The organism is Actinomadura sp. 21ATH (assembly GCF_041951345.1).
In the GTDB taxonomy this organism is placed as follows: domain Bacteria; phylum Actinomycetota; class Actinomycetes; order Streptosporangiales; family Streptosporangiaceae; genus Spirillospora.
The window spans coordinates 100,232-125,664 of record NZ_JBGNUR010000014.1 but is presented as its reverse complement, the minus strand read 5'-3'; the positions used below and the strand labels follow the sequence as shown (position 1 = coordinate 125,664).

The 25,433-nt window shown below is 72.7% G+C and carries 28 protein-coding genes; 17 read left to right on the top strand and 11 right to left on the bottom strand.

The annotated features are described in order from the left end of the window. Positions 1-32: 32 nt before the first annotated feature. A complete protein-coding gene (locus ACA361_RS31690) occupies positions 33-1,226 on the top strand; it encodes a PrsW family intramembrane metalloprotease (RefSeq protein WP_375018105.1) in 1,194 nt (397 codons plus the stop codon). Positions 1,227-1,274: 48 nt separating this feature from the next. Beyond that, positions 1,275-2,249 carry a heme A synthase gene (locus tag ACA361_RS31685; RefSeq protein ID WP_375018103.1) on the top strand — a complete coding sequence of 325 codons (975 nt, stop codon included), beginning with the start codon at positions 1,275-1,277 and terminating at the stop codon, positions 2,247-2,249. 41 nt (positions 2,250-2,290) lie between these two features. On the opposite strand, the gene ACA361_RS31680 is transcribed toward ACA361_RS31685, so the two are convergent. Continuing rightward, positions 2,291-3,577 carry an ArsB/NhaD family transporter gene (locus tag ACA361_RS31680; protein ID WP_375018101.1) on the bottom strand — a complete coding sequence of 429 codons (1,287 nt, stop codon included), beginning with the start codon at positions 3,575-3,577 and terminating at the stop codon, positions 2,291-2,293. Positions 3,578-3,662: 85 nt separating this feature from the next. Further along, on the bottom strand, positions 3,663-4,121 hold the full coding sequence (locus ACA361_RS31675; protein ID WP_375018099.1) for a CBS domain-containing protein: 459 nt from the start codon (positions 4,119-4,121) through the stop codon (positions 3,663-3,665). Between the two features lie 478 nt (positions 4,122-4,599). Here ACA361_RS31675 and ACA361_RS31670 point away from each other — a divergent pair, with 478 nt between their 5' ends. Then, positions 4,600-5,175 (top strand): SPFH domain-containing protein, encoded by a 576-nt coding sequence (locus tag ACA361_RS31670; protein ID WP_375018097.1) that lies wholly within the window; start codon positions 4,600-4,602, stop codon positions 5,173-5,175. Positions 5,176-5,241: 66 nt separating this feature from the next. Here the strand turns inward: ACA361_RS31670 and polX are convergent, their stop codons facing one another. The 5 genes from polX to ACA361_RS31645 all read right to left on the bottom strand — a co-directional run bounded on the left by polX (position 5,242) and on the right by ACA361_RS31645 (position 10,567). Continuing rightward, complete coding sequence (gene polX, locus ACA361_RS31665) at positions 5,242-6,963, bottom strand: DNA polymerase/3'-5' exonuclease PolX (RefSeq protein WP_375018095.1); 1,722 nt, start codon at positions 6,961-6,963, stop codon at positions 5,242-5,244. Between the two features lie 40 nt (positions 6,964-7,003). Further along, complete coding sequence (gene prcB, locus ACA361_RS31660; RefSeq protein ID WP_375018271.1) at positions 7,004-7,846, bottom strand: proteasome subunit beta; 843 nt, start codon at positions 7,844-7,846, stop codon at positions 7,004-7,006. Between the two features lie 85 nt (positions 7,847-7,931). After that, positions 7,932-8,864 carry a DMT family transporter gene (locus tag ACA361_RS31655; protein ID WP_375018093.1) on the bottom strand — a complete coding sequence of 311 codons (933 nt, stop codon included), beginning with the start codon at positions 8,862-8,864 and terminating at the stop codon, positions 7,932-7,934. Positions 8,865-8,867: 3 nt separating this feature from the next. After that, positions 8,868-9,584 carry an ABC transporter permease gene (locus tag ACA361_RS31650; protein WP_375018269.1) on the bottom strand — a complete coding sequence of 239 codons (717 nt, stop codon included), beginning with the start codon at positions 9,582-9,584 and terminating at the stop codon, positions 8,868-8,870. A 47-nt stretch (positions 9,585-9,631) separates the two neighbouring features. After that, complete coding sequence (locus ACA361_RS31645) at positions 9,632-10,567, bottom strand: ABC transporter ATP-binding protein (protein ID WP_375018092.1); 936 nt, start codon at positions 10,565-10,567, stop codon at positions 9,632-9,634. Positions 10,568-10,813: 246 nt separating this feature from the next. On the opposite strand from ACA361_RS31645, the gene ACA361_RS31640 reads away from it, so the two are divergent. From ACA361_RS31640 to ACA361_RS31600, 9 genes are all read left to right on the top strand, one after another. After that, positions 10,814-11,140 carry a hypothetical protein gene (locus ACA361_RS31640; RefSeq protein WP_375018090.1) on the top strand — a complete coding sequence of 109 codons (327 nt, stop codon included), beginning with the start codon at positions 10,814-10,816 and terminating at the stop codon, positions 11,138-11,140. A gap of 128 nt (positions 11,141-11,268) precedes the next feature. Continuing rightward, complete coding sequence (locus tag ACA361_RS31635; RefSeq protein ID WP_375018088.1) at positions 11,269-12,042, top strand: helix-turn-helix transcriptional regulator; 774 nt, start codon at positions 11,269-11,271, stop codon at positions 12,040-12,042. Then, the gene (gene sufB / locus ACA361_RS31630; protein ID WP_375018087.1) at positions 12,039-13,451 is read left to right on the top strand and encodes a Fe-S cluster assembly protein SufB; all 1,413 of its coding nucleotides are present in this window, start codon (positions 12,039-12,041) and stop codon (positions 13,449-13,451) included. The genes ACA361_RS31635 and sufB overlap by 4 nt, the downstream gene beginning before the upstream one ends. Beyond that, positions 13,451-14,590, top strand: coding sequence for a Fe-S cluster assembly protein SufD (gene sufD / locus ACA361_RS31625; RefSeq protein ID WP_375018085.1), 1,140 nt, complete (start codon positions 13,451-13,453; stop codon positions 14,588-14,590). The genes sufB and sufD overlap by 1 nt, the downstream gene beginning before the upstream one ends. Further along, complete coding sequence (locus tag ACA361_RS31620) at positions 14,587-14,904, top strand: non-heme iron oxygenase ferredoxin subunit (RefSeq protein ID WP_375018083.1); 318 nt, start codon at positions 14,587-14,589, stop codon at positions 14,902-14,904. Before sufD ends, ACA361_RS31620 begins: the two co-directional genes overlap by 4 nt. Positions 14,905-14,917: 13 nt before the next feature. After that, positions 14,918-15,685, top strand: coding sequence for a Fe-S cluster assembly ATPase SufC (sufC, locus tag ACA361_RS31615; RefSeq protein WP_375018081.1), 768 nt, complete (start codon positions 14,918-14,920; stop codon positions 15,683-15,685). Beyond that, positions 15,682-16,944, top strand: coding sequence for a cysteine desulfurase (locus ACA361_RS31610; protein WP_375018079.1), 1,263 nt, complete (start codon positions 15,682-15,684; stop codon positions 16,942-16,944). Before sufC ends, ACA361_RS31610 begins: the two co-directional genes overlap by 4 nt. A gap of 74 nt (positions 16,945-17,018) precedes the next feature. Then, on the top strand, positions 17,019-17,474 hold the full coding sequence (sufU, locus tag ACA361_RS31605) for a Fe-S cluster assembly sulfur transfer protein SufU (protein WP_375018077.1): 456 nt from the start codon (positions 17,019-17,021) through the stop codon (positions 17,472-17,474). After that, the gene (locus ACA361_RS31600; RefSeq protein ID WP_375018075.1) at positions 17,471-17,833 is read left to right on the top strand and encodes a metal-sulfur cluster assembly factor; all 363 of its coding nucleotides are present in this window, start codon (positions 17,471-17,473) and stop codon (positions 17,831-17,833) included. Before sufU ends, ACA361_RS31600 begins: the two co-directional genes overlap by 4 nt. 53 nt (positions 17,834-17,886) lie before the next feature. Here the strand turns inward: ACA361_RS31600 and ACA361_RS31595 are convergent, their stop codons facing one another. Beyond that, positions 17,887-18,468, bottom strand: coding sequence for a hypothetical protein (locus ACA361_RS31595; protein WP_375018073.1), 582 nt, complete (start codon positions 18,466-18,468; stop codon positions 17,887-17,889). Between the two features lie 156 nt (positions 18,469-18,624). Here ACA361_RS31595 and ACA361_RS31590 point away from each other — a divergent pair, with 156 nt between their 5' ends. Then, positions 18,625-19,848 (top strand): sensor histidine kinase, encoded by a 1,224-nt coding sequence (locus ACA361_RS31590; protein ID WP_375018071.1) that lies wholly within the window; start codon positions 18,625-18,627, stop codon positions 19,846-19,848. Beyond that, complete coding sequence (locus ACA361_RS31585) at positions 19,845-20,480, top strand: response regulator (RefSeq protein ID WP_375018069.1); 636 nt, start codon at positions 19,845-19,847, stop codon at positions 20,478-20,480. The genes ACA361_RS31590 and ACA361_RS31585 overlap by 4 nt, the downstream gene beginning before the upstream one ends. Here the strand turns inward: ACA361_RS31585 and ACA361_RS31580 are convergent. Continuing rightward, positions 20,472-21,665, bottom strand: coding sequence for an EAL domain-containing protein (locus tag ACA361_RS31580; protein ID WP_375018067.1), 1,194 nt, complete (start codon positions 21,663-21,665; stop codon positions 20,472-20,474). The genes ACA361_RS31585 and ACA361_RS31580 overlap by 9 nt on opposite strands. A gap of 184 nt (positions 21,666-21,849) precedes the next feature. After that, positions 21,850-22,245: an ABC transporter permease gene (locus ACA361_RS31575; RefSeq protein ID WP_375018065.1), complete on the bottom strand. Its 396-nt coding sequence runs from the start codon at positions 22,243-22,245 to the stop codon at positions 21,850-21,852. Between the two features lie 96 nt (positions 22,246-22,341). Here ACA361_RS31575 and ACA361_RS31570 point away from each other — a divergent pair, with 96 nt between their 5' ends. Genes ACA361_RS31570 through ACA361_RS31560 form a run of 3 tightly spaced genes read left to right on the top strand, consistent with a single transcriptional unit; the run spans position 22,342 to position 24,409 of the window. Then, on the top strand, positions 22,342-23,001 hold the full coding sequence (locus ACA361_RS31570) for an AIM24 family protein (protein WP_375018063.1): 660 nt from the start codon (positions 22,342-22,344) through the stop codon (positions 22,999-23,001). Beyond that, entirely contained in the window at positions 23,001-23,654 is a 654-nt protein-coding gene (locus ACA361_RS31565) for an AIM24 family protein (protein ID WP_375018061.1), read from the top strand. The genes ACA361_RS31570 and ACA361_RS31565 overlap by 1 nt, the downstream gene beginning before the upstream one ends. A gap of 2 nt (positions 23,655-23,656) precedes the next feature. Continuing rightward, positions 23,657-24,409: an AIM24 family protein gene (locus ACA361_RS31560; protein WP_375018060.1), complete on the top strand. Its 753-nt coding sequence runs from the start codon at positions 23,657-23,659 to the stop codon at positions 24,407-24,409. A gap of 45 nt (positions 24,410-24,454) precedes the next feature. Here the strand turns inward: ACA361_RS31560 and ACA361_RS31555 are convergent, their stop codons facing one another. After that, positions 24,455-25,216, bottom strand: coding sequence for a VOC family protein (locus ACA361_RS31555; protein ID WP_375018058.1), 762 nt, complete (start codon positions 25,214-25,216; stop codon positions 24,455-24,457). Positions 25,217-25,433 lie beyond the last annotated feature (217 nt).

Below are 25,433 nucleotides of genomic sequence, written 5' to 3'. Positions count from 1 at the left end.
GATCGCGGGCCGCGCCGGGTTACGCTCGCGAAATGGCGCGTGTGGATCCGAAGGCGGTGCTCGAGGGGCGGGTCCCCGGCCGGCCCCCGATCGCCCTGATCATCGGGCTGGTGGTCACCTCGGCGTGCGCGCTGCTCGCGCTGGGCGTGGACCTGCTGTTCGGCGGCGGGACCGGCTTCTGGCCCGGGCTGGCGCTGGCGATCGTGCCGATCCCGCTGCTGGTCTCGCTGGTGCTGGCGCTGGACCGGCTGGAGCCCGAGCCGCCGCGGCTGCTGGCGTTCGCGTTCATGTGGGGCGCGGGCGTGGCGATCCTGGGCGCGCTGGTGTTCAACACGCTCGGGATGCTGTACGTCACAGTGCCGGCGTTCGGCGAGGACAAGGCCCACTTCGTCAGCGCGACGTTCGGGGCGCCGCTGGTCGAGGAGACCCTCAAGGGCCTGTTCCTGTTCGGCGTCCTCTGGTTCCGCCGCAACGAGATCGACGGCTTCGTCGACGGGGTGATCTACGCCGCCATGGTGGGCTTCGGCTTCGCCATGATGGAGAACGTCACGTACTACATGCGCGCCTACGAGGAGGGCGGCGCGCAGGGCCTCCAGGCGGTGTTCATCCTGCGCGGCGTCGTCGCCCCGCTGAGCCACCCCCTCTTCACCTCCATGACCGGCCTCGGCGTCGCCTGGGCCGCCACCCGGCGGCAGCTGCGGTTCGCGATGCCCGTCCTGGGGCTGCTGGCCGCGATGGTCCTCCACGGGCTCTGGAACGGCGCCACGACGTTCGGGCTGGGCGGGCTCGCCGTCGTGTACGCGCTGGACTTCGGCATCCTGATCGTGCTGATCGTGCTGGTGTTCGTGGAGCGGCGCACCACCGTCCGGCGGATCGAGACGTACCTGCCGATGTACGCCGCGACCGGCCTGGTCACCGCCGCCGACGTCCAGATGCTGCGCGGCATGCACGGCCGCCGCGCCGCCCGCCGCTGGGCCCGGCTGTCGGGCGGCCCCGGCGCGGCCCGCGCCATGACCGACTACCAGCTCGCCGCCACCGAGCTCGCCCTGCTGCACAAGCGCGCCGAACGCGGGATCGCCGACCCCCGGTGGTTCGAGACCCGCCGGGACGCGCTGCTGGGGCTGATGAGCATCGCCCGGCAGGCGTTCCTGCGCACCCCGCCCCAGGCCCCGCCGCCCTGGGCGCCGCGCGGCCCGTCCGGCTTCATGCCGCCGCCGCGCCACTGACCGGGGGCCGGATCCGGATCACCCGGGTCCGCCCATACGATTGGTGCCGTGGCTGACGGAAATCCCCTGACCCGCGTGCGCGACGCCGTCTGGCGCCCCACGCCCGCCTCGCTCCGCCTGCTCGCCCTCCTGGGCGTGCTCGGCAACGCGGGCATCATCGGCACCGGCGGCGCGGTCCGCGTCACCGAGTCCGGCCTGGGCTGCCCCGAGTGGCCCAAGTGCACGGGGGACAGCCTCGTCCCGACGCCGCATCCCGAGCACCACGCCGTCAACATGGCGATCGAGTTCGGCAACCGGATGCTGACGTTCCTGGTGCTGGCCGTGGGCCTGCTCGTCTTCATCGCCGCGCTGCGGCTGCGGCCGCGCCGCCGCGACCTGGTGCTGCTGGCCGCCGCCCAGCCCGCCAGCGTGTTCGCGCAGGCGATCATCGGCGGCATCGTGGTGCTCACCGAGCTGCACCCGGCCTCGGTGTCGCTGCACTTCCTGGTCTCGCCCGCGCTGCTGATCTTCTGCGTGGCGCTGTGGATGCGGGCGGGCGAGGGCGACGCGCCGCCCCGCCGGCTGACCGGCCCGGTCCTGCGCGGGCTGAGCGTGGCGCTGTGCGCCGCCACCGCGGTCGTCCTGGTCGCGGGCACCGTGGTCACCGGCACCGGTCCGCACGCGGGCGACAGCGAATCGCGCCGCTACGGCTTCAACATCGAGGACGTCACCCGCGTCCACAGCGTGCTGGCCTGGGTGACGGTCGCGCTGACGGTCGTCGTGCTGGCCGCCGCGTACCGGACCGGGGCCCCGGCGCTCTTCCGCCGCCGGGTGCTGGTCCTCCTCGCCGTGGAGCTGGCCCAGGGGCTGATCGGGTACGTCCAGTACCTCAACGGCGTCCCCGCGCCGCTGGTCGTCCTGCACATGCTCGGCGCCGCGGTCATGTGGATCGCCGCCCTCCGGCTGGTCTTCGCGACCCGGGAGCGCGGCCCGGTCCCCGCGGCCGCCCCCGCCGGCGCGGTGCGGGAGCCCCAGCCCGCCTGACGGCGGGCCGGGGCACCCCGCCGGCCTTCCGCTGAGCGGCGCTACGTGAAGTAGCGCAGCAGCACGTACGCCCACGCCATCAGGGTGCTGAGCACCGTGACGACGATCCCGTACCGGGTGAACTGCCAGAACGAGATCGGATGCCCCGTCCGGGCGGCGATGCCGAGCGCGACCACGTTGGCGCTGGCGGCCACGGCGGTGCCGTTGCCGCTGAAGTCGGCGCCCAGCGCGAACGCCCACCACAGCGCCTGGCCGGTGCCCGGATCGGGCGCCCCCTCGACCAGGCCCTCGACGATCGGCGCCATCGTCGCGGTGTAGGGGATGTTGTCGAAGAACGCCCCCAGCACGGCCGACCCGAACAGCAGGCCGGTCGCCGCGGTGACGTAGTCGTTCCCGACCGTCTCGACCGCCCACTCGCCGATGCTCTCGATCACGCCGGTGTGCACCAGGCCCGAGACCATCACGAACAGGCCGCCGAAGAACACCAGCGTCGGCCACTCGACCTCGCCCATGACGTCGTTCACGTCGGCCCGGGTGACCAGGATCATCACGCCGGCGCCGACCAGCGCCACGATCGACGGCTCCACGTGCAGCACCGAGTGCAGCGCGAACCCGGCCACCACCAGCGCGAGGACGCCCAGGCAGCGCGCCAGCAGCGCCGGATCGGTGATCGCGCGCCGCTCCTGGAGCGCCATCACCTCGTCGATGTGCGCGGACTCGTTCCTCAGCGCCTTGCGGAACAGCACCCGCGTCAGCGCCACGAACGCGATGAACGTGATCACCACGATCGGCGCCATGTGGACCAGGAAGTCGTTGAACGACAGTCCCGCCCGGCTGCCGATGATGATGTTCGGCGGGTCGCCGATCAGCGTGGCGGCCCCGCCGATGTTGGAGGCCAGCACCTCGGCGATCAGGTACGGCTGCGCCGGGAAGCGCAGCCGGTTGCAGACCACCACCGTCACCGGCGCCACCAGCATGATCGTGGTGACGTTGTCCAGGAACGGCGAGGCCACCGCGGTGATGACCATCAGCATCACCATCAGCCGGTACGGCCGCCCCCTGGACTTCTTGGCCGCCCAGATCGCCAGGAAGTCGAAGATCCCGGTCTGCTTGATGATGCCGACGATGATCATCATCCCGAGCAGCAGGAAGATGACGTTCCAGTCGATGCCCTCGTGCTCGGAGAAGAACACCTCGGCGCCGGGGGTGAGCCCGAGCACCGTCATCACCCCGGCGGCGATGAGGACGACCTTGACCTTGTCGGCCTTCTCGGTGGCGATGAAGAAGAACGCCACCACGAAGACCGCGAGCGCGACGACGGGGGTCACCGGCGACACCCCCCGCCCGCGCCCGCGCCGGGTCCGTGGGGCGGTGCCCCCGCCCGTCTCTCGGGCTCGCGCTCCCGGCGGCCCGCTAGGCCCCGGGGCCCGCCAGCGTCAGCCCGGCCAGGAGCCGGTCCAGCAGCACGGCCCCGGTCAGCGACCCGGCCGCGTCGATCACCGCCACCAGCGGGCTGCGCTGGCGCGCCATCAGCGCCGCCACCTCCAGCAGCGTGGCGTCGGCCCGCACCGTCGCCGGGCGCCCGGCGGGCCGGCCCAGGCAGTCGCCGACTGTCATCTCGCCCAGCTCCTGCCAGAAGAGGTCGGCGTGCGCCTCGTCCACGGTCCGGGCCAGCGCCGGGTCCTGCTGGTAGGCGCTCGGCACGGCCAGCCGCAGCACCTGCGTGCCCGGCAGCACCACCCGGGGCCGCCCGCCGTCGTCGACGACGATCAGCCCCGGCAGGCGGCCCAGCGCCATCACCCGTACCGCGTGGGCGACCGGGTCGCCCATCCGCACGGTGGGCACCTGTACCGCGATGTCGCGTGCTTGCATGACGTCCTTTCGGGCCCTCACCGCATGAGATGGCATGTCCGCTCCGTCCGTTCCGGCGGCCGCCGCGTGCTCGGCCCGCCTCGGTGGTGGTGTACGGGGACCCTGATCCACTGTGGAGAACGCGCATCACGGCCCATGGCGATCGAGGCCGGGCGGCCCGCCGGGTTCCGAGCCGACGCAATTGAGCGGTATCGCCTGTGACATGGCGTCTCCTCCTAAATATTCCTTTCTGTCAAGTCTTCGAGCAGGAAGGACCGCATCACCATCGGGAGCGGCACCCATATCCGCGCGCGAGCCCCATGCAGCGGCAGGTCAGGCGCTCCCCCGTACGGAGCCGCCCGCGGGCGGCTCCGGCCGCGGCGGCCCCGCGGCCGGTACATGGCGGACCCCGGCGCTAATGGGCGTTCGCCCTGATGGCGGGAGGCCGGCGCGTCAGGGAGCCTGGAGAGGAACGCCATAGCCGAGCGAGGTCGTAGGAATGCAACTGCAGCTGCCCGACTCACCGGGCGCCCGCGTCGCCGCTCTCCTCGCCCTGGCCGCGTTCCTGGCGGTGCTGTCCGCCCTGGCGGGGTTCCGCCGCGTCCCCGCGAGCGAGCGCCTCGTCGTCCTGCGCTTCGGCAGGCTGCTGGGGGCCCGCGGCCCGGGCCTGCGCTACCTGCTGCCCTTCGCCGACCGGGGCCTGCGCGTCTCGATGCGCAAGGCGCCCCTCGACATCTGGTTCCGGGGCACCACGCACGACGGCGTCCCCGTACGGGTGAAGGCCCTGGCGCTGCTCGGGGCCGACGACCCGGTCCGCTACGCCCTGACCGCCGACGAGCCCACCTCGGCGGCCCGCGCGGTGGCCGAGACCGCCCTCCGCTCGGTCATCGCCGAGCGCGACCTGGCCGACCTGCCGCGGATGAGGTCCGAGGGCGACCCCGAACTGCTCCACCGCGTGAACGCGGCCATCGCCCCGTGGGGGATCACGGCGGCCCTGGTCACCATCACCGAGGTGGACGCCCCCGTCCAGGCCGAGCTGCTCCGCTGGGCCGAGACCCTCAAGCCCGCGCCCTGACGAGCCCGCACGCCGAACGCGACCGCCGGGACAGAGCCGCCCCCGCCCCGGCCACGGGGGAGCGCCTCAGAGGGTCTTCTTGAGGAACTCGCGGAGGCGGGGGAGGGGCCAGGTGTTGATGACGTCGTCGGGCGTCAGCCAGCCGCGCTGGGCGGTGCCGATGCCGTAGCGGATGTTGCGGTGGTGGGCCAGGGAGTGGGCGTCGGTGTCCACGGAGAACTTGACGCCGTGGTGCAGGGCCCGCCGGACCAGGTCGGCGGGCAGGTCGAGCCGGTCGGGGAACGAGTCGATCTCCATCGCGGTGCCGGTGCGGGCGGCGGCCCTGAAGACCTCGTCCCAGTCGGCGTCGACCGGGCGGCGCTTGCCGAGGGAGCGGGCGGTCGGGTGGCCGATCACATGGACGTGCGGGTTCTCGCAGGCGCGGACCAGGCGGCGGGTCATCTCGGCCTGGTCCTGGGTGAAGTGCGAGTGGACCGACGCCACGCAGATGTCGAAGCCGGACAGGAACCCGGCGTCCCAGTCGACGCGGCCGTCCGGGCCGATGTTGAGCTCGGTGCCGTGCAGGAGGGTGAGGTCCGGGTACTTCTCCTGGAGCGCGCGCACCCGGTCGCGCTGGGCGAGCATCTTCTCGTCGGTCATGCGCTGCATGAACAGGTCGGGCGCGTGGTCGGTGATCGCGTAGTACTCCAGGCCGCGGGCCTCCGCGGCGGCGACCATCTCCTCCAGGCTCGCGATGCCGTCGGTGAGGTCGGTGTGGGAGTGCAGGTCGCCGCGCAGGTCCTCGACGGTGACCAGGCGGGGCAGCGCGTCCTTGAGGGCGGCCTCGATCTCGCCCTCGTCCTCGCGCAGGACCGGCGGGATCCACGGCAGGCCCAGCCGGGCGTAGACCTCCTCCTCGGTCTCGGAGACGATCAGCTCGCCGGACCCGGCGTCGAACAGGCCGTACTCCGACAGCTTCAGGCCCGCGCGGACGGCGATCTCACGGGTGCGGACGTTGTGGGCCTGCGAGCCGGTGAAGTACTGCAGGGCCGCGCCCCACGACTCGGGCGGGACGACCCGCAGGTCGACCTGGAGGCCCTTGGTCGTGCGGACCGACGTCTTCTTGTCGCCGCTCGCGATCACCTCCGCGACGAACGGCAGCGCGGTGAACGCGTCCATGATCGGGCGGGGGTCGGCGGAGGCGGCCAGGACGTCGACGTCGCCGATCGTCTCGCGCATCCGGCGCAGGGACCCGGCGTACGTGCAGCGCTCGCAGCCGGTGACCGCGGACAGCGCGGCCACGATCTCCTCGGCCACGCCGGCCGCCACGTCGATCAGGACCCGCTCGCCGGACTGCTGCATCAGCTCGATGCCGTGCAGGATGTTCTGCTCGGTCTTGGGGCCGAAGCCCTTGAGGCCCTTCAGCCGGCCCGCGCCGATCGCCTCGGCCAGCTCGGCGACCGAGGCGACGCCCAGCTCCTCGTACAGGGTGAGGGCCTTCTTGGGGCCGAGGGTCGGGATCGCGGTCAGGGCGCGGACGCCCGCGGGGATCTGCGCGCGCAGCTCCTCGACCTGCCGGATCGTGCCGGTGGTGTTGTAGTCGAGGAGCTTCTTGGCGATCGCCTCGCCGACCGTCGGGATCGTGCGGAGCCCGGCGAGGTCCATCCCGGCGATGTCGTCGGGGTGCCCGGCGACCGCGCGGGCCGCCTTCTCGTACGCCCTGATCTTGAACGCGTCGCCGCCCGTGATCGAGAGCAGGTCCGCCAGTTCCTGTACGAGTGCCGCGGCCTCGTCGTTCGCCCGTGCCATACGGCGAGTCTAGGACGCGGGTACGACAGTCACGCGGGCGTCACCGGAGCGGCGCGACCGGCCCGCCCGGGTTGGCGTGCCGGGCCTCGACCACGGCCTCGGCGATGCCCGCGACCTGCGCCTCGGGCAGCCGGCGGTAGCCGTCGTCGGTGACGACCGAGACCACCGGGTAGAGTCCCCGGGCACGGTCCGGGCCGCCGGTGGCCGAGTCGTCGTCGGCCGCGTCGTACAGCGCCTGGACGCAGACGGTCGCGGCGTCCTCGATGGACAGGTCGCGCCGGTAGAGCTTCTTGAGGGCGCCGGTGGCGTACGGGGAGCCCGACCCCTCGGCGTGGTAGTCGCGGGCCTCCTGCGGCGACCCGGTGATGTCGTAGGTGTAGATCTTGCCCTCGCCGGCGCCGGGGTCGTAGCCGGCGAACAGCGGGACGACCGCCAGCCCCTGCATGGCCTGGGCGAGGTTGGCCTGGACGACGGCGCCGAGGCGGCGGGCCTTGCCCGGCAGCGACAGCGGGACGGTCTCCATCTTCTCGTAGTGCTCCAGCTCGACCTGGAACAGCCGGACCATCTCCAGCGCCAGCCCGACCGTCCCGGCGAACGCCACCACCGAGTGGTCGTCGGCGCGCTGCACCTTCTCCAGCTCGCGGTAGGCGATCTGGTGGCCGCGCGTGGCGCGGCGGTCGCCGGCCATCATGACGCCGCCGGGGAAGGTGAGCGCCAGCACGGTCGTCCCGTGCGGCAGGTCCAGTGCGGCGGAGTCCTCGCGGGGGACGCGGTTGACCGGAAGCGACTCGGGCGCGTGGACCCGCAGGAAGTCCACGAACGACGGCGTGCCCGCCTCGAAGTACTCGGGCGGCAGGCCCTGGTCATCTCCCCAGCCGGTCACGGCGACCCCTCTCACGCTTACGCGGACTCCGTCCCTCCGATCCTTCCACGCCGGCCCGCGCTTCGCACAACGCGGCGGGCCCGCGTCAGCCGGGGGCGGGCGCCTGCTTCTGCGGGCCGAGCGCGGCGCCCGCGCAGGCGACGACGACGCAGACGATCGCGACCCACTGGCGGCCGGTGAGGACCTCGTTCAGCAGGACCACGCCGACCAGCGCGGCCACGGCGGGCTCCAGGCTCATCAGGATCCCGAAGACGCGGGCGGGCATCCGCCGCAGCGCCTCCAGCTCCAGCGAGTACGGGATCACCGAGGACAGCACGCCCACGCCGATGCCCAGGAGCAGCAGCTCCGGGTCCAGCAGCGCCGAGCCGCCCGCGTGCACGCCCATCGGCAGGATCGCGGCCGTGCCGACGACGCTGGCCACCGCCAGCCCGGTGGTGCCGGAGAAGCGCTGCCCGGTCGAGGCGCTGAACAGGATGTACGCGGCCCAGCAGGCGCCCGCCAGCAGCGCGAACGCGATGCCCACGGGGTCGACGTCGCCGCCGCCGCGCGCCAGCATCACCACGCCCGCCCCGGCCAGCACCGCCCACAGCAGGTCGCGGGCGCGCCGGGAGGCCACGATGGAGATCAGCAGCGGGCCGAGGAACTCGATCGTGACCGCCATGCCCAGCGGGATGCGGGCGAACGACTGGTAGATCGAGAAGTTCATCAGCGCCAGCGACAGCCCGAACCCGGCGGCGATCAGCAGGCTCTTGCGGGAGTGGTCGCGCAGCACGCTCCGCAGCGCCTTGCGGGCCAGGAACCCCAGCACGACCGCCGAGGTGAGCAGCCGCATGAGCACCATGGCGCTGGGCGGCATCTGGTCGAACAGGTGCTTGGCCAGCCCGGCGCCGACCTGGAGCGACAGGATGCCGAGCAGGATGAGGGCGGGCGGCGGCACCATCCCGGACGACAGCGGCCGCAGCCGCGCGGCGAATCCGCCCGGCCCGCCGTACGAGCCGGGTGCCTCAGCGAGCGCCATCGATCACTCCCACCGGAAGAAGCGCGCGGCCAGGGCGAGTCCCGCGGCGGCCCAGACGGCCAGGACGAGCAGCGGCCCGCCGGGGAAGGCGGCGCCGTCCTGCAGGACCTGGCGCAGGCCGTCGGCGAGGGCCGAGATGGGCAGCAGCTCCAGCGCCGCGGCGACCCCGGACGGGAACCGGTCCAGCGGGAACACCACGCCGCCGACCGCCAGGAGCAGCACGTACACCAGGTTGGCGGCGGCCAGGGTGGCCTCCGCGCGCAGCGTCCCGGCCATGAGCAGCCCGAACCCGCTGAACGCGGCGGTGCCCAGCAGGATCAGCGCCAGCGCCGACCCCGGGTCGCCGTGCGGGCTCCAGCCCATGGCGAGGGCGACGGCGCAGATGACGGCCGCCTGGAGCGCCTCGACCGCCAGCACGGCGAGCGTCTTGGCGGCGATCAGCCCGGTGCGGGACAGGGGAGTGGCGCCCAGCCGCTTGAGGACGCCGTAGCGGCGTTCGAAGCCGGTGCCGATGGCCTGGCCGGTGAACGCGGTGGACATCACGGCCAGCGCCAGGATGCCGGGTGCCAGGAAGTCCACCCGCGGCTCGGGGCCGAGGTCGAGCAGGGACGTGCCGCCGAACAGGGCCAGCAGCACCACCGGGATGATCAGCGTCAGGAGCAGCTGCTCGCCGTTGCGCAGGACGGCGCGCAGCTCGTACCCGGCCTGGGACAGGACCATCCGGGCCGGCGAGACCGCGCCCGGCGCCGGGCTGAGGTCGAGGGTCGTCACGCGCGCAGCTCCCGTCCGGTCAGCTCCAGGAAGACGTCCTCCAGGGTGCGGCGCTCGATCCGCAGCTCCTCGGCCATGACGCCGTGCGAGGCGCACCACGCGGTGACGGTGGCCAGCAGCTCGGGCCGCACGTCCCCCTCGACGAGGTAGTGCCCGGCGGGGGACTCCTTGGCGGCGCTGCCGACCGGCAGCGCCGTCAGCAGCTCGTCCAGCCCGAGGCCGGGCCGGGCGCGGAAGCGCAGCTGGCGCTCGGCGCCGGTCAGCTCGGCCGGGCTGCCCTGGGCCACGACGGTGCCGTGGTCGACGATGACGACATGGTCGGCCAACCGCTCGGCCTCCTCCATGTAGTGGGTGGTGAGCACGACGGCCGCCCCGGCGGCGCGCAGCTCCTCGACCAGCTCCCAGGTGGAGTGCCGGGCCTGCGGGTCCAGGCCGGTGGTGGGCTCGTCCAGGAAGACCAGCTCGGGCCGCCCCACCAGGGCGACCGCGAGCGAGAGCCGCTGCTGCTGCCCGCCGGACAGGCGGCGGTACGGGGTGCGCGCGTGCCCGGTCAGGCCGAGCCGCTCCAGGAGCGCGGCGCAGTCGAGGGGAGCGGTGTGGAACGAGGCGATCAGGCGCAGGAACTCGCCGGCCCGCGCCGTGCCGGGGACGCCGCCGGACTGGGGCATCACCCCGACGCGCGGCTTGAGGGCCCGGGCGTCGGCGACCGGGTCGAGGCCGAGGACGCGCACCGTTCCCGAGTCGGCGCGGCGGAAGCCCTCGCAGATCTCGATCGCGGTCGTCTTGCCCGCGCCGTTGGGCCCGAGCAGCGCGGTGACCGCGCCCCTGGCGGCGCGGAAGGAGAGCCCGTCCACGGCGGTTCTCGCGCCGTACCGCTTGACCAGATCCGCGAGCTCGACCGCGCTGTCTTCCCCCGGGGGTGCCACTGCCATGGATCCGAGTTTAGGTCCGCCCGGAGGCGGCTCTCGCCCCGGCGGGGCGGTTGCGGGGAAGTGGTCGCTGACCTGCGGTGATCCAGGTCACGGTAAGGAAGTGGTCAAGAATTTGGACAGCTGACACAAAAGCGCATAAACCAATGTTTGAAACGGGGTCGTACCGCGACCGGCGCCCGCCCGCGCGTACGGCTTCTTCTGGTTTCTTCCCGCTTCTGCTTCGAACGGACACGCACTGGGGGACACATGCCGCTGTCGGCGAACGAGATCCGGACGCTGAACGAACTCGCCCGGCTGACCGCCGAGGAGGATCCCGACTACGTCCGGCGTCTCATGACCCACGGCGGCCGCGACCGCCGCGACCGCCGGCGCGCGCCCCGGGAGCGGTTCCGCGTCCCCACCTTCCGCGAGATCCTGTGGGGCCTGCGCTCGGTGCGGCGCGTGCTGCTGCCGCTCCTGCTCGTGGGCGCCGTCCTGGCCGGCGGCGTCGTGGGCGCCTCCCTGATCGCCATGCACAGCGGCGACGTCGCGCACGTGCGCCCCGACGGCCCCAACGCCCGCCTCCAGCCCTGAGCGGGTCGTACCAAAAGATCAAAAATCACGTCTTCGCAGCTTAGGTAAGCCTTACCTGCGTGAGCCACGACATCCCGGAACCGTTGGTTAGCGGGAAGGAATTACGGCACACTGATGTTGTGAAAAACGTGAGCGAGCAGACGAGGATCGGGGTGACCGAGCGCGACACCCGTGCCCGGGTGGCCCGGCTCGTCCTCGAACACGGTCCCATCACCGCCTCCGCGCTGGGTGATCGGGTCGGCCTCACGCCGGCCGCCATCCGGCGCCACCTGGACGCCCTCCTGGCCGAGGGCATGATCGAGATCCGGCGGGCCCGGCCGCAGCCGCGGCGCGGGCGGGGGCGGCCGGCCAAGTTCTTCGCCATCACCGACGCGGGGCGCAGCGCGTTCGTGCACGCCTACGACGACCTGGCGGGCAGCGCGCTGCGCTTCCTCGCCGAGACGGCCGGTGAGCGGGCGGTCACGGAGTTCGCGCGGCGGCAGATAGCCGACCTCGAACGCCGCTACCTGCCCGTCGTCCAGGCGGCCCCGCCCCACCAGCGGGTCCGCAAGCTGGCCGAGGCGCTGTCGGGGGACGGCTACGCGGCCGCGGCCGCCAAGGGCCCCCGGCCCGGCGGCGGCGAGCAGCTGTGCCAGCACCACTGCCCGGTCGCGCACGTCGCCGCGGAGTTCCCGCAGCTGTGCGAGGCCGAGACCGAGGCGTTCAGCCGGCTCCTGGGCACCCCCGTCCAGCGGCTGGCGACCATCGCCCACGGCGACGGGATCTGCACCACCCACGTCAGCCCCCGCTCCCTCTGCGGAGAGGACGCGGGGGCGGCGGACGGTCCCGCCGCGGGCACGGACGGCTCGGCATCGATCGACGACGACATCAGCGACGAGGAGTCCGGGAGGACCTCCCTATGACTACGGCAGCCCACCCGGAGCTGGAAGGGCTCGACAGGTACAAGTTCGGCTGGTCGGACCCCGACACGGCCGGAGCCTCGGCCCGCCGCGGCCTGAACGAAGAGGTCGTGCGCGACATCTCCGCCAAGAAGGACGAGCCCGAGTGGATGCTCGACCTCCGGCTCAAGGGGCTGCGGCTGTTCGACAAGAAGCCGATGCCCGGCTGGGGCTCGGACCTGTCGGAGATCGACTTCGACAACATCAAGTACTTCGTCCGGTCCACCGAGAAGCAGGCCGCCTCCTGGGAGGACCTGCCCGAGGACATCAAGAACACCTACGACAAGCTCGGCATCCCCGAGGCGGAGAAGCAGCGCCTGATCGCCGGCGTCGCCGCCCAGTACGAGTCCGAGGTCGTCTACCACAAGATCCGTGAGGACCTGGAGGAGAAGGGCGTCCTGTTCCTGGACACCGACACCGGGCTGCGCGAGCACCCGGAGATCTTCCAGGAGTACTTCGGCTCGGTGATCCCCGTCGGCGACAACAAGTTCGCCGCGCTGAACACCGCGGTGTGGTCGGGCGGCTCGTTCATCTACGTCCCGCCGGGCGTGCACGTGGAGATCCCGCTCCAGGCCTACTTCCGGATCAACACCGAGAACATGGGCCAGTTCGAGCGGACGCTGATCATCGCCGACGAGGGCTCGTACGTCCACTACGTCGAGGGCTGTACCGCTCCGATCTACAAGTCGGACTCGCTGCACTCGGCGGTCGTGGAGATCGTGGTGAAGAAGGACGCCCGCGTCCGCTACACCACGATCCAGAACTGGTCCAACAACGTCTACAACCTGGTGACCAAGCGCGCCGTCGCCTACGAGGGCGCGACGATGGAGTGGGTCGACGGCAACATCGGCTCCAAGGTCACCATGAAGTACCCAGCGGTCTACCTGCTCGGCGAGCACGCCAAGGGCGAGACGCTGTCGATCGCGTTCTCCGGCGAGGGCCAGCACCAGGACGCGGGCGCCAAGATGGTGCACGCGGCGCCCAACACCTCCAGCACCATCGTCTCCAAGTCGGTGGCGCGCGGCGGCGGGCGCACGTCCTACCGGGGCCTGGTGCAGATCCAGGAGGGCGCCCACCACAGCAAGTCGACGGTCAAGTGCGACGCGCTGCTGGTCGACCAGATCAGCCGGTCCGACACCTACCCGTACGTCGACGTCCGCGAGGACGACGTGGAGATGGGCCACGAGGCCACCGTCTCCAAGGTGTCGGAGGACCAGCTGTTCTACCTGATGAGCCGCGGCCTCAACGAGGACGAGGCGATGGCGATGATCGTGCGCGGCTTCGTCGAGCCGATCGCCCGCGAGCTCCCCATGGAGTACGCGCTGGAGCTCAACCGGCTCATCGAGCTGCAGATGGAAGGAGCGGTCGGCTGATGGGGCTGGAACAGAAGCCTCTCTCGACCTTGCACGAGAAGGGCTCCTACGAGGTCGGCGACTTCGAGGTCCCCACGGGCCGCGAGGAGGAGTGGCGGTTCACCCCGCTGCGCCGGCTGCGCGGCCTGCACAACGGCACCGCCGAGGCGCACGGCAAGGTCCTGCTGGAGATCGAGGCCGCGCCCGAGGTGACGGTCGAGAGCGTCGGGCGCGACGACGCCCGGCTCGGCAGGGCGTACGTGCCGGCCGACCGGGTCAGCGCGCAGGCGTGGACCTCGTTCACCGAGGCCACCGTCGTCACCGTGCCGAAGGAGACCGTCGCCTCGCGGCCGACGATCCTGCGGCGGCGCGGCGAGGACGCCGGCGCCGCCGCCTACGGGCACACCACCGTGATCCTGGAGCCGTTCGCCGAGGCCACCGTGGTGCTGTCGCACCGCGGCTCGGCCACGTTCGCCGACAACGTCGAGTTCGTCGTCGGCGACGGCGCCCGGCTGTCGGTGATCAGCCTCCAGGACTGGGCCGACGACAGCGTGCACGTGTCGCACCAGCACGCGCGGCTGGGCCGCGACGCCCGCTTCGTGTCGCACAACGTGACGCTCGGCGGCGACCTGGTGCGGGTGTCCCCGTCGGTCGCGTACGCCCAGCCCGGCGGCGACGCCGAGCTGTACGGCGTGTACTTCGTGGACGGCGGCCAGCACCTGGAGCACCGGCTCCTGGTCGACCACAGCGTCCCGAACTGCCGCAGCCGGGTCGACTACCGCGGCGCCCTGCAGGACCGGGACGCGCACGCCGTCTGGATCGGCGACGTGATCATCCGGGCCGAGGCCGAGGGCACCGACACCTACGAGCTCAACCGCAACCTGGTGCTGACCGACGGCACCCGGGTCGACTCGGTGCCCAACCTGGAGATCCTCACCGGCGAGGTGGCCGGCGCGGGGCACGCGTCGGCGTCCGGCCGGCTGGACGACGAGCACCTGTTCTACCTCCAGGCCCGCGGCATCCCGTTCGACGACGCCCGGCGCATGGTGGTGCGGGGCTTCCTCGGCCAGCTGATCGAGCGCATCGAGGTGGACGAGGTGCGCGAGAAGGTGTCCGAGGCGATCGAGGCCGAGCTGGACCAGGGAGCCCGCGCGCGATGACTTTCGTGAAGGTCTGCTCGCTGCAGGAGATCCCGGCCGACGGCGCCCTGGGCGTCGAGGTCGACGACACGCCCGTCGCGCTGGTGCGCACCGGCGAGGGCGTGTTCGCGGTCAACGACATCTGCTCGCACGCCGAGGTGTCGCTGTCCGAGGGCGAGGTCTACGACGGCACGATCGAGTGCTGGCTGCACGGGTCCTGCTTCGACCTGCGCAGCGGCAAGCCCACCAACCCGCCGGCGACCCAGCCGGTCGCCACGTACAAGGTGAAGGTCGAGGACGGCGACGTGTACGTCTCGCTCGGCTCCCAAGACTGAGAGAACAAGGACTATGGCCACCCTAGAGATCCGCGACCTCCACGTCTCCGTCGCCGACGGCGCGGACGGGACCAAGGAGATCCTGCGCGGGGTCGACCTGACCGTGAAGGCCGGCGAGACCCACGCCATCATGGGCCCCAACGGCTCCGGCAAGTCGACGCTGGCGTACGCCATCGCGGGCCACCCCAAGTACGAGGTCACCTCCGGCACCGTCACCCTGGACGGCGAGGACGTCCTGGAGATGAGCGTCGACGAGCGCGCCCGCGCCGGGCTGTTCCTGGCGATGCAGTACCCCGTCGAGGTGCCGGGCGTGTCGGTGTCGAACTTCCTGCGCTCGGCGGTCACCGCCGTCCGCGGCGAGGCGCCGAAGCTGCGCGAGTTCACCAAGGAGACCAAGAAGGCGATGGACGCGCTGTCCATCGACCCGTCCTTCGCCCAGCGCTCGCTGAACGAGGGTTTCTCCGGCGGTGAGAAGAAGCGGCACGAGATCCTCCAGCTGGAGCTGCTCAAGCCGAAGGTGGCCGTGCTCGACGAGACCGACTCCGGCCTCGACGTGGACGCCCTCAAGGTCGTCTCCGAGGGCGTCAACCGGTTCGGCGAGGGCGGCGAGACCGGCGTCCTGCTGATCACCCACTACACCCGCATCCTGCGGTACGTGAAGCCCGACTTCGTGCACGTGTTCGCCGGCGGCCGCGTCGTCGCCGAGGGCGGGCCCGAGCTGGCCGACGAGCTGGAGAACGAGGGCTACGAGAAGTACGTGAAGGCGGGCGCGTCCTCATGAGCCTCCTGCCGGAGGAGCTCAAGAAGGACTTCCCGCTGCTGTCGCGGACGGTGCGGGGCGGCCGCGAGCTGGTCTACCTCGACTCGGGGGCGACCTCGCAGAAGCCGCTGCGCGTGCTGGACGCCGAGCGGGAGTTCTACGAGCGCCACAACGCCGCGCCGCACCGGGGCGCCCACCTGCTGGCCGAGGAGGCCACCGCCGAGTACGAGGACGCCCGCGCCAAGATCGCCTCGTTCATCGGCGGGGTCCCCGGCGAGATCGTGTTCACCAAGAACGCGACCGAGGGCATCAACCTGGTCGCCTACGCGATGAGCAACGCCGAGACCGCCGGCCCCGAGGCCGAGCGGTTCCGGGTGGGCCCCGGCGACGAGATCGTGGTCTCGGAGATGGAGCACCACGCCAACCTCGTCCCGTGGCAGCAGCTGTGCCGGCGGACCGGGGCGACGCTGCGCTGGTTCGGGCTGACCGACGAGGGCCGGCTCGACCTGGAGCACCTGGACTCGATCGTGAACGAGCGCACGAAGCTGGTGGCGCTGACCCACCAGTCGAACGTGCTCGGGACCGTTCCGCCGATCGACCTGATCACCGCCCGCGCCCGCGAGGTCGGCGCGCTCGTCCTGCTGGACGCGGCGCAGTCGGTCCCGCACCAGCCGGTGGACGTCTCCACGCTGGGCGCCGACTTCCTGGTCTTCTCCGGGCACAAGATGCTCGGCCCGACCGGGATCGGCGTGCTGTGGGGCCGCCGCGAGCTGCTGGAGGTGATGCCCCCGTTCATCACCGGCGGGTCGATGATCGAGGTGGTGCGGATGGAGGAGTCGACCTTCATGCCGCCGCCGCAGCGGTTCGAGGCCGGGGTGCCGATGACCGCGCAGGCGATCGGGCTCGGCGCGGCCTGCGACTACCTGTCCGAGCTGGGCATGGACCGGGTGCACGCGCACGAGGAGGCGCTGATCGCCTACTCGCTGGAGCGGCTCGGCGAGATCGCCGGCGTGCGGGTGATCGGCCCGCTGAGCACCGACGCGCGCGGCGGCGCGGTGTCGTTCACCGTGGACGACATCCACCCGCACGACGTCGGGCAGGTGCTGGACGAGCTGGGCGTGGCGATCCGGGTCGGGCACCACTGCGCGTGGCCGATCTGCCGCCGGTTCGGCATCCCGGCCACCACGCGGGCGACGTTCTACCTCTACAACACGCTGGCCGATGTGGACGCGCTGGCCGACGGGGTACGGCACGCGCAGAAGTTCTTCGGCACGCACTGAGCGGTGCGGAACAGCCCGCGCCGCGCGGGGGTTGTAGCCGGAAGAGCCGTAGTGGAAAGCGGGAAAAGGACGACATGCAGCTTGAGGCGATGTACCAGGAGGTCATCCTGGATCATTACCGCAACCCTCTCCACAAGGGGTTGCGGGAGCCGTACGAGGGCGAGGCGCACCACGTCAACCCCACCTGCGGCGACGAGGTGACGCTGCGCGTGCACCTCGACGGCGACGGGGAGGAAGCGACGGTCGCCGACGTTTCGTACGACGCCATGGGCTGCTCGATCAGCCAGGCGAGCGCGTCGGTGATGAGCGACCTCATCATCGGCAAGTCCGTCAAGGAGGCGATGGCGGTCGGCGACGAGTTCCTCGCCCTGATGCAGTCGCGCGGCCAGGGCGAGCCGGACGAGGACGTCCTGGAGGACGCCATCGCCTTCGCCGGGGTCTCCCAGTACCCCGCCAGGATCAAGTGCGCCCTGCTCGCCTGGATGGCGTGGAAGGACGCGACCGCCCGAGCACTCGGAGAGGCATCATGAGCGAGACCGACACCACGGAGACCACCGAAGAGGCGGCGGCCGCGGTCGCCGGCACCGAGGCCGAGGAGGAGATCCTCGAGGCGCTCCGCGACGTGGTCGACCCCGAGCTGGGGATCAACGTCGTGGACCTGGGCCTGGTCTACGGCGTCAACCTGGCCGACGAGGTCGCCACTCTGGACATGACGCTGACCAGCGCCGCCTGCCCGCTCACCGACGTGATCGAGGACCAGGCCAACAGCGCGCTGGAGGGCCTGGCCAAGGAAGTCAAGATCAACTGGGTCTGGCTCCCGCCGTGGGGCCCCGACAAGATCACCGAGGACGGCCGCGAGCAGCTCCGCGCCCTCGGCTTCAACGTCTGACCCGTACACCCGGAAGGGCCCGCCTTCGTGACGGAGGCGGGCCCTTCGCGCGCTCAGCGGCGGGCGGCGGATTCGGCCTCGGAGCCGATGATCTCCTGGCCGGGCTTGGGCTTGGCGGGCCAGAAGGTGTGGCTGATGGGCCAGATGGACCAGATCGCCAGGACCATGCCGAGGCGGGCGGTCCAGCCCAGGAGCGCCCGGGTGCGGTCCGGGTCGTCCACCACGGCGATCATCGTCAGCAGGACGCCGCAGCCGATGGCGGTGGCGAGGGCGGCCTTGCCGAACTCGCGCCACTCGTAGCGGACGCGGGCGGAGCCGTACTTCGGCTTGCCCTTCGGGGGCGGGCCGCCGGCGAAGCGGTGCGCGAAGCGCTCGTCGGCCCAGCGGACCATGCTGCGGCCGAACGCCACCGAGTAGCCGAGGTAGGCCGCCGACAGGCCGTGGGTGAAGTTCGCGGTGGCGCCGCCGCGCAGATCGATCACGGTCGCGGTCAGCAGCACCACGTCCAGCAGCGGCACGCACACCAGCAGGACGGTGCCCAGCCGGGGCCGGCGCAGCAGGTAGCGGGCCGAGAGCCCGGCCCCCAGCACCAGCCAGAAGCCGATCTCGCAGGCGGCGATCAGCGCGAGCAGCATCGGTGTCCCTCCGTCTCGGTCTCCCTTCGATGATCGGGGGCGAGGGCGGCCCGGCGCGTCGTCGGGCGTGCGGATAAGGGGGTCGTCCGAACGATGTACGGCGGGCCGTCGCGGAGGGGGAGACGGGCAGTGCGCCGGAGGTGCTGGAATAGAGGCGTGCCGCCCAACCTGCGCCGCCTCGTCACGCGGACCGACCTGCTGATCGCCGTGGCCGCGCTGGCCGGCGGGACCCTGATGATCACGGTCGGCGGGTACGCGACGTGGTCGAAGCACTGGGATCCGGGGGCCTGGTGGCGGATGGTGCCGCTGGTCGGGCAGTGCGCGGCGATCCCGTTCCGGCGGACGGCGCCGCGGACGGCGCTGCTGGCGGCCACGCCGTTCAACGCCGCGGACGTGATCATCGGACCCAACTTCGCGTCCATGATGATCTACGGGGACCTGCTGTACGCGGCGGCGCTCTACGGGCGGCGCCGGACCGCCGAGCGGCTGCTGGGCGTGACGTCCGTGGCCACGGCGCTGGTGCTCGGGAGCGTCGCGCTCTGGCTGCACTCCTACAGCGCGGCCGTGATCGCCGCGGCGGTGGCGGCGGTGACGTGGGCGTTCCCGGTGATGACGGCGATGGCCGTGCGGGAGCACCGGTTCACCGCGCAGGCGGAGCGGCAGCGCGCCGAGCAGCTCGCGCGGCTCGCCGAGCTGGACCGGCGCAGCGCGGTCCACGCCGAGCGGGCCCGGATGGCGCGCGAGCTGCACGACGTGGTCGCCAACCACCTGAGCGCGGTGGCGCTGCACTCCTCGGCCATCCTGCGGGTGCCGGACCTGGACCGGGCGGGCGTCGAGCGGGCGATGGAGGTCATCCGGGAGAACAGCGTGCAGGGGCTGGCCGAGATGCGCCGGATGATCGGCCTGCTGCGCGCGGAGGAGGCGGCCGACCCGCCGGACGCGCCCCGGCTGGACGAGCTGGAGCGGCTGGTCGGCCGGTCGGCGCGCACCGACCTGACCGCGGCGCTGGAGGTGGAGGGCGAGCGGCCGGAGCTGCCCGCGGCGGTCGAGCTGGCGGCGTACCGGATCGTCCAGGAGTCGCTCACCAACGCGCTCAAGCACGGCGGGCCGGGCCGGGCCCGGGTGCGGCTGCGCTACACGCGCGAGCGGGTCCTGATCGACGTGCGCAGCCCGCTGGGGGCCGGCGCCCCGCGGCTGCCGGGGTCGGGCGCCGGGCTGATCGGGATGCGCGAGCGCGCCGCGATGCTGGACGGGTCGTTCGACGCCGGGCCCGAGGACGGGAGCTGGCTGGTGCGGGCGGCGCTGCCCGTCGCGGTGGAGAGGGACGGCATGGACAGGGACGGCATGCACAGGGACGGCGTCAGCGGGGAACACGCGTGATCAGGGTGCTGGTGGCCGACGACCAGGCGGCGGTGCGGGCGGGGCTGGTGCTGATCCTGGGCGCCGCGCCCGGCATCGAGGTCGCCGGCGAGGCCGCCGACGGCGAGCGGGCGGTGGAGCTGGCCCGGGAGCTGCGCCCGGACGTGGTCCTGATGGACATCCGGATGCCGCGGCTGGACGGCGTGTCGGCGACCCGGGAGATCGCCGGGATCGCCGACGTGCTGGTGCTGACGACGTTCGACGTGGACGAGTACGTGTTCGGCGCGCTGCGGGCGGGCGCGGCCGGGTTCCTGCTGAAGGACGTCGACGCCGACCGGCTGGTGGACGCGGTCCGCACGGTGGCGGCGGGGGACGGCGTCATCGCCCCGCGGGTGACCCGGCGGCTGATCGGCGCGTTCGCGTCGCGGCCCGCGCCGGCTGCGGCCGCGCCCCGGCTGGACGAGCTCACGCCGCGCGAGCGGGAGGTGTTCGCCTGCCTGGGGGAGGGGCTCACGAACGGGCAGATCGCCGAGCGCCTGGACATGGCCGAGACCACGACCAAGACCCATGTCAGCCGGATCCTGGCGAAGCTGGATCTGCGCAGCCGCGTGCAGGCCGCGATCCTGGCCCAGGAGACGCTCGGGTCAGGGTGACAGCCCCCGGATCAGGTCGGCGACCCGGACGATGCCCAGGCAGCGCCCGACCTCGTCGGTGACGACCAGGTCGTCGTACACCCGGTCGTCCTCGCGGCCCGCGGCGCGCAGCGCGGCCACGGCCGGGACGGTGTGCGGCACCAGGCGGGGCGCGTCGGCGAGGTTGGCGGCGGGCTTGTGCGCGTACAGGGCGTGCCCGTACGCGCCCGACAGCCGCAGCAGGAAGCGGGTGCGGTCCACGGTCGCCCAGGGCCGCTGCCGGTCGTCGGTGAGCACCACGCTGGTGGTGCCGGTCTCGGCGTTGAGGACGTCGAGGACCTCGTCGGCGGTCGCGGTGTGCGGCATGGTGAGGGCGGGCAGCGTGAACTCCGCGACGCGCGGCCCCAGCGTGCTCTCCGGCCGCTCCCGGCGCGGCTCGTCGCGGGCGGCGACCGGGACGGTGACGCGCATGCCGGGGCGCCACTCGGGCGGTGCGAGCGCGGATCCCTGGACGAGCCGTACGCCCAGCTCCCGCTGGTGCAGGACCTGCTCCTCGGTGGCCAGGCCGGGCGCCAGCACGTGCGTGCCGAGCCGGTGCGCCAGCTCGACCAGCGCGGTGACCAGCGCGGCTCGGCGCGGGTCGGTCCCCGTCCGGCGGGCCAGCTCCGGGTCGATCTTGACGAGGTACGGGGATGCGTCCACGAGCAGGTCCAGCGGGACGTGCGCCGCGCCGACGCCGGCCAGCCCGATCAGGTAGCCGGTGCGGCGGAGCCGGGCGAGCGCGGCCTGCACGGCGGGCCGCTGGGCCGGCGGGAAGCCGCCGCCGACGCACAGGATGACCTCGTGCGGGCGGCGCCCGGCGGCGCCCAGGCCGCGGTGCAGCTCGGCCAGGAACTCCTCGCCCTGCGCGGCCAGCGTCTCGGCGCGCAGCCCGATCTGCAGCGGGAGCTGGGTGCCGAGGTCGGCGGTGGCGCGGGCGGCGGCGACGGCGCGGCGGACGTCCTCGGCGGCGGGGTCGGCCCGCATGGCGAAGTGGCCGGTCTCGGGGGCGTGGGCCGCGGCCCCGGGGAAGGGTTCGGCGCGGGCCACCGCGCTGGGCGCCGGCGGCCCCGCATGCGTCTCGACGGCGACGACATGGCCGGTGTCGAGATCGATCACCGGCTGGAACACCGCCCGGGCGGGAAGCAGGACATCAACGGCTGGCACAGCCGCATCATGCCGCTTGAAATCGGGATAAATCGGACTCTTCAGAAGATGTTTACGCAGTATTCTCCGGAGACGTCCCAGGTCACACGCGTCGCGGTGCGATGATCTTGACGCTCGCGCGCGGGCGGGGGCGCGGCCGGGGGAGCGAAGCGCTCAGCCGGCCGCACGGCGCACTGAGGCGGCCTCAGAGGGCCCGGGCCGCGGCCAGCGCCGACAGCACGTACGTGCCGCCCGCCAGCGCCGCCAGCCACGCGTACGGCATGATGTCGGCGCCGCGCAGCCCCTGCACCACCACCGCCGCCACCAGCGCGCCGGTCACGACGTCGCCGGTCATGGCGGCGGCCCGCAGATGCGCGCGGGCGCGGTGCCCGCTGCCGAACCCCTCGCTGATCGTCAGGGCCGGCTCGTTGCGCCGGTAGGCCAGGGCCGCCGCGTAGCCGGCCAGTACCGCCAGCGCGACGAGCCCCGTACCGCCCCGGCCGTCGGCGGCCAGCACGCCGGCGACCACCGCGCCGGCACAGAGCACGATCGCGGGCACGACCCAGCGGCCTGCGCCGCGGTTCTCGGGGGCGATCCACATGCCCGCCATCTTCCCCGATCCGGGGCGGCCAGACCTGGCAACGCGCCGGGCGGCGGCCGCGCCGATCTTCCGCGCGCGATCTCCGCGGCGAGGTCCGTGCCGGTATGTTGTGGCGGCGTGGCGCAATTTCGATTGAACGGCTCAAGGATGCTGGCCGTCGATCTGGCGGGGGAGTCGATCCGGGCCCTGAACGGGTCCATGGTCGCCTACGAGGGCCAGATGGCGTTCAAGCGGCAGGGCATGTCCGGCGGCGAGGGGCTGCGCGGCGCGCTCAAGCGCCGCATCGCCGGCGAGAGCATGACCCTCATGGAGATCAGCGGTCAGGGCACCGTGTACCTGGCCAGCGAGGCGACCGAGGTGACGCTGGTGCCGCTCGCCGGCGACACGCTGTACGTGGAGTCGGAGAGCCTGCTGGCACTGGAGGGCGGCCTCCAGACCGGCGTGCACTTCGTCGGGCTGCGCGGCATGGGCACCGGCCAGGGCCTGGCCACCACCAAGGTGGACGGGCACGGCACGGTCGCGATCCTGTCCGACGGGCCCGCGATCGCGCTGGAGGTGACGCCGCAGATGCCGCTGTGCGTCGACCCGCACGCCTACGTCGCCCACCACGGGCAGCTCCAGCAGGACGTCGTCACCGACGTCAACTGGCGCACCGTGCTCGGCCAGGGGTCGGGGGAGAGCGTGCAGTTCCGGTACCAGGGGCACGGGCTGGTGTACGTCCAGCCGGCCGAACGCGGCGGGATTCTGGAGATCTGATGCCGGGATACGAGTCGATCAACTCCAAGATGCTCCAGGTCGCCGTCGGGCCCGGCCGGGAGGTCTACAGCCGGCGCGGCGCGATGCTGGCGTACACGGGGCGCGTGAACTTCGCGCCCAGCGCCACCGGGGGGCAGGGCATCGGCGGCGCCCTCGGCCGCGCGGTCGCCGGCGAGCGGACCGTGATGATGCACGTGACCGGGCAGGGCACCGCGATGTTCGGCCACGCCGGGCTGCACGTCAACGTTGTGGAGCTGACCGGCGGCGACACCCTGGTGGTGGAGGCCGACCGGCTGCTGGTCCACGACGCGTCCCTCCAGGTCGGCACCATGTTCATGGGGGAGCAGGGCGGCATCGGCGGCGTCGTGCGGGGCGCGGTCAGCGGCCAGGGGCTCTTCACCACCACGCTCGCCGGCCAGGGCTCGTGCGCCCTGCTGTCGCACGGCGGCGTCATGGAGATGCCGATCACGCCGCAGCGGCCGGTGCACGTGGACCCGCAGGCGTACGTGGCGCACCGCGGCCAGGTGCAGAACAGGCTCACCACCGCGGTCGGGCTGCGCGACCTGATCGGCCGCGGCTCGGGCGAGGGCTTCCAGCTGGAGCTGAGCGGTTCCGGCGTCGTCTACGTCCAGGCCAGCGAGAGGAAGATCTGACCGTGGCGATCCCGACGTTCAACGCGATGACGCTGCCGTCCAACGACAACGTCAACCCCTATGCCTTCAGCGTGGACCTCAACGGCCAGTGGTTCGCGCAGAAGGGCAAGATGATCGCCTACTACGGGCAGGTCAGGTTCGAGGCGCTGTCGGCCGGCCCGCTGGACGCGCTGGTCGCGTCCTCGTTCCACTCGCCGCTCTACGCCCACGACTGGATCGTCGCGCAGGGCCAGGGCAAGCTCGTGCTCGCCGACCGGGGCTTCGACGTCAACTCCTTCGACCTGGACCAGGGCAACCTGACGATCCGGGCCGGCAACCTGCTGGCGTTCGAGCCCGGCCTGGAGCTCAAGCAGTCGATCATCCCGGGGTTCCTGACGCTGATCGGCACCGGCCGGTTCGTGGCCGCCTCGAACGGGCCCGTCCACTTCGTCGAGCCGCCGATCCGGGTCGACCCGCAGGCGCTGCTCGGCTGGGCCGACTGCCCCTCGCCCTGCCACCACTACGACCACTCGTACGTGCGCGGCGTTCTCGGCGCCGCCCGGAGCGTGTTCGGGATCGGCGGCACGTCCGGCGAGGAGCACCAGTTCGACTTCACCGGGCAGGGCACGGTGCTCATGCAGTCCTCGGAGGCCGTCGCCAACGAGGACACGCTGCTGCGCGACCTGGAGGGCCAGGTCGGCATGCTCGGCACCGGCGGCCTCCAGCGGCTGCACCACACCATCGGCCAGCGGCTGGCCGCCGAGCGCGACAACTGACGCGTTCCCGGCCCCGCGCGCGTGCGGGGCCGGGAACGGGCCGGGCTAGGCGGGAGCGGGACGCATCAGCCGGAACTCGGCCCCGAACGGGTCGCGGACGAACGCGATCCGGCCGTACGGGGTGTCCTCGGGCTCGGCGACGACCTCGCCGCCGCCCTCGCGGACGGCCCGGGCCGCCGCGTCGGGGTCCTCGACCTCGAAGTAGGTCGCCCAGCCGGAGGCGGAGTTCTCCGGGCCGTCCATGATCCCGGCGATGCCCTGGCCGTCGGCCCGGTTGAGGACGGTGTAGCCCATGTCGCCGGGCATCTCCTCGGGCGTGTGGTCGAACACCGCCGCGTAGAACTCCGACGCGAGCCGCCGGTCGGCGGTGGACAGCTCGTTCCAGACGAACGAGCCCGGCTCGTTCACGATCGCCGAGCCGATGTGCTCGCGCCCCTGCCACAGGCCGAACTGGGCGCCCACCGTGTCGGTGAGGATCGCCATGCGGCCCTTGTCCATCACGTCCATGGGCGGGTTCACCACGCTCCCGCCGGCGTCCGTCACGCGCTTGACGGTGCCGTCGATGTCGTCGGTGGCGAAATAGAGGCCCCACCAATATTCGCCGCCGGGATCGGGATTCTGCATCATTCCGGCGACGGGCTCGCCCCGCAACAGGCACCCGTGGTAATGCCCGGCCTCCGGGCCGTAGTCCACGAATTCCCAGCCGAATAGGCCCCGGTAGAACTCTTTGGCCCGTTCCATATCGGGGATTCCGAGATCCAGCCAATTGGGCGTGCCGGCCGGGGCGTTGCTCGTGAGACGGGTCATGGGACGCACTCCTTCGTGCTGGCCGATTTCGCGGTACGCGGGCGTGCCCGGATCCTCCGCCCGGCGGGCCGCCTCGCGCGCCCGTTCGAGCGGGACGGGCATGGCCGGGACCGGCCGCCCGCGTCACGTACACTGATCGGATGGTTTCGTTCCCGAGCTGACAGGCCCTCAAGCGCGTCGCGGTCACGGACCGTGACGCGCTGTTTCGCGTCCGCCT

Bases quoted from the DNA above. Each gene is read 5' to 3' on its own strand.
- ACA361_RS31690 (WP_375018105.1), top strand. From the start codon at position 33: ATGGCGCGTGTGGATCCGAAGGCGGTGCTCGAGGGGCGGGTCCCCGGC.
- ACA361_RS31675 (WP_375018099.1), bottom strand. From the start codon at position 4,121: ATGCAAGCACGCGACATCGCGGTACAGGTGCCCACCGTGCGGATGGGC.
- ACA361_RS31670 (WP_375018097.1), top strand. From the start codon at position 4,600: ATGCAACTGCAGCTGCCCGACTCACCGGGCGCCCGCGTCGCCGCTCTC.
- polX (WP_375018095.1), bottom strand. From the start codon at position 6,963: ATGGCACGGGCGAACGACGAGGCCGCGGCACTCGTACAGGAACTGGCG.
- ACA361_RS31655 (WP_375018093.1), bottom strand. From the start codon at position 8,864: ATGGCGCTCGCTGAGGCACCCGGCTCGTACGGCGGGCCGGGCGGATTC.
- ACA361_RS31650 (WP_375018269.1), bottom strand. From the start codon at position 9,584: ATGGTCCTGTCCCAGGCCGGGTACGAGCTGCGCGCCGTCCTGCGCAAC.
- ACA361_RS31645 (WP_375018092.1), bottom strand. From the start codon at position 10,567: ATGGCAGTGGCACCCCCGGGGGAAGACAGCGCGGTCGAGCTCGCGGAT.
- ACA361_RS31640 (WP_375018090.1), top strand. From the start codon at position 10,814: ATGCCGCTGTCGGCGAACGAGATCCGGACGCTGAACGAACTCGCCCGG.
- sufB (WP_375018087.1), top strand. From the start codon at position 12,039: ATGACTACGGCAGCCCACCCGGAGCTGGAAGGGCTCGACAGGTACAAG.
- sufD (WP_375018085.1), top strand. From the start codon at position 13,451: ATGGGGCTGGAACAGAAGCCTCTCTCGACCTTGCACGAGAAGGGCTCC.
- ACA361_RS31620 (WP_375018083.1), top strand. From the start codon at position 14,587: ATGACTTTCGTGAAGGTCTGCTCGCTGCAGGAGATCCCGGCCGACGGC.
- sufC (WP_375018081.1), top strand. From the start codon at position 14,918: ATGGCCACCCTAGAGATCCGCGACCTCCACGTCTCCGTCGCCGACGGC.
- ACA361_RS31610 (WP_375018079.1), top strand. From the start codon at position 15,682: ATGAGCCTCCTGCCGGAGGAGCTCAAGAAGGACTTCCCGCTGCTGTCG.
- sufU (WP_375018077.1), top strand. From the start codon at position 17,019: ATGCAGCTTGAGGCGATGTACCAGGAGGTCATCCTGGATCATTACCGC.
- ACA361_RS31600 (WP_375018075.1), top strand. From the start codon at position 17,471: ATGAGCGAGACCGACACCACGGAGACCACCGAAGAGGCGGCGGCCGCG.
- ACA361_RS31595 (WP_375018073.1), bottom strand. From the start codon at position 18,468: ATGCTGCTCGCGCTGATCGCCGCCTGCGAGATCGGCTTCTGGCTGGTG.
- ACA361_RS31575 (WP_375018065.1), bottom strand. From the start codon at position 22,245: ATGTGGATCGCCCCCGAGAACCGCGGCGCAGGCCGCTGGGTCGTGCCC.
- ACA361_RS31565 (WP_375018061.1), top strand. From the start codon at position 23,001: ATGCCGGGATACGAGTCGATCAACTCCAAGATGCTCCAGGTCGCCGTC.
- ACA361_RS31555 (WP_375018058.1), bottom strand. From the start codon at position 25,216: ATGACCCGTCTCACGAGCAACGCCCCGGCCGGCACGCCCAATTGGCTG.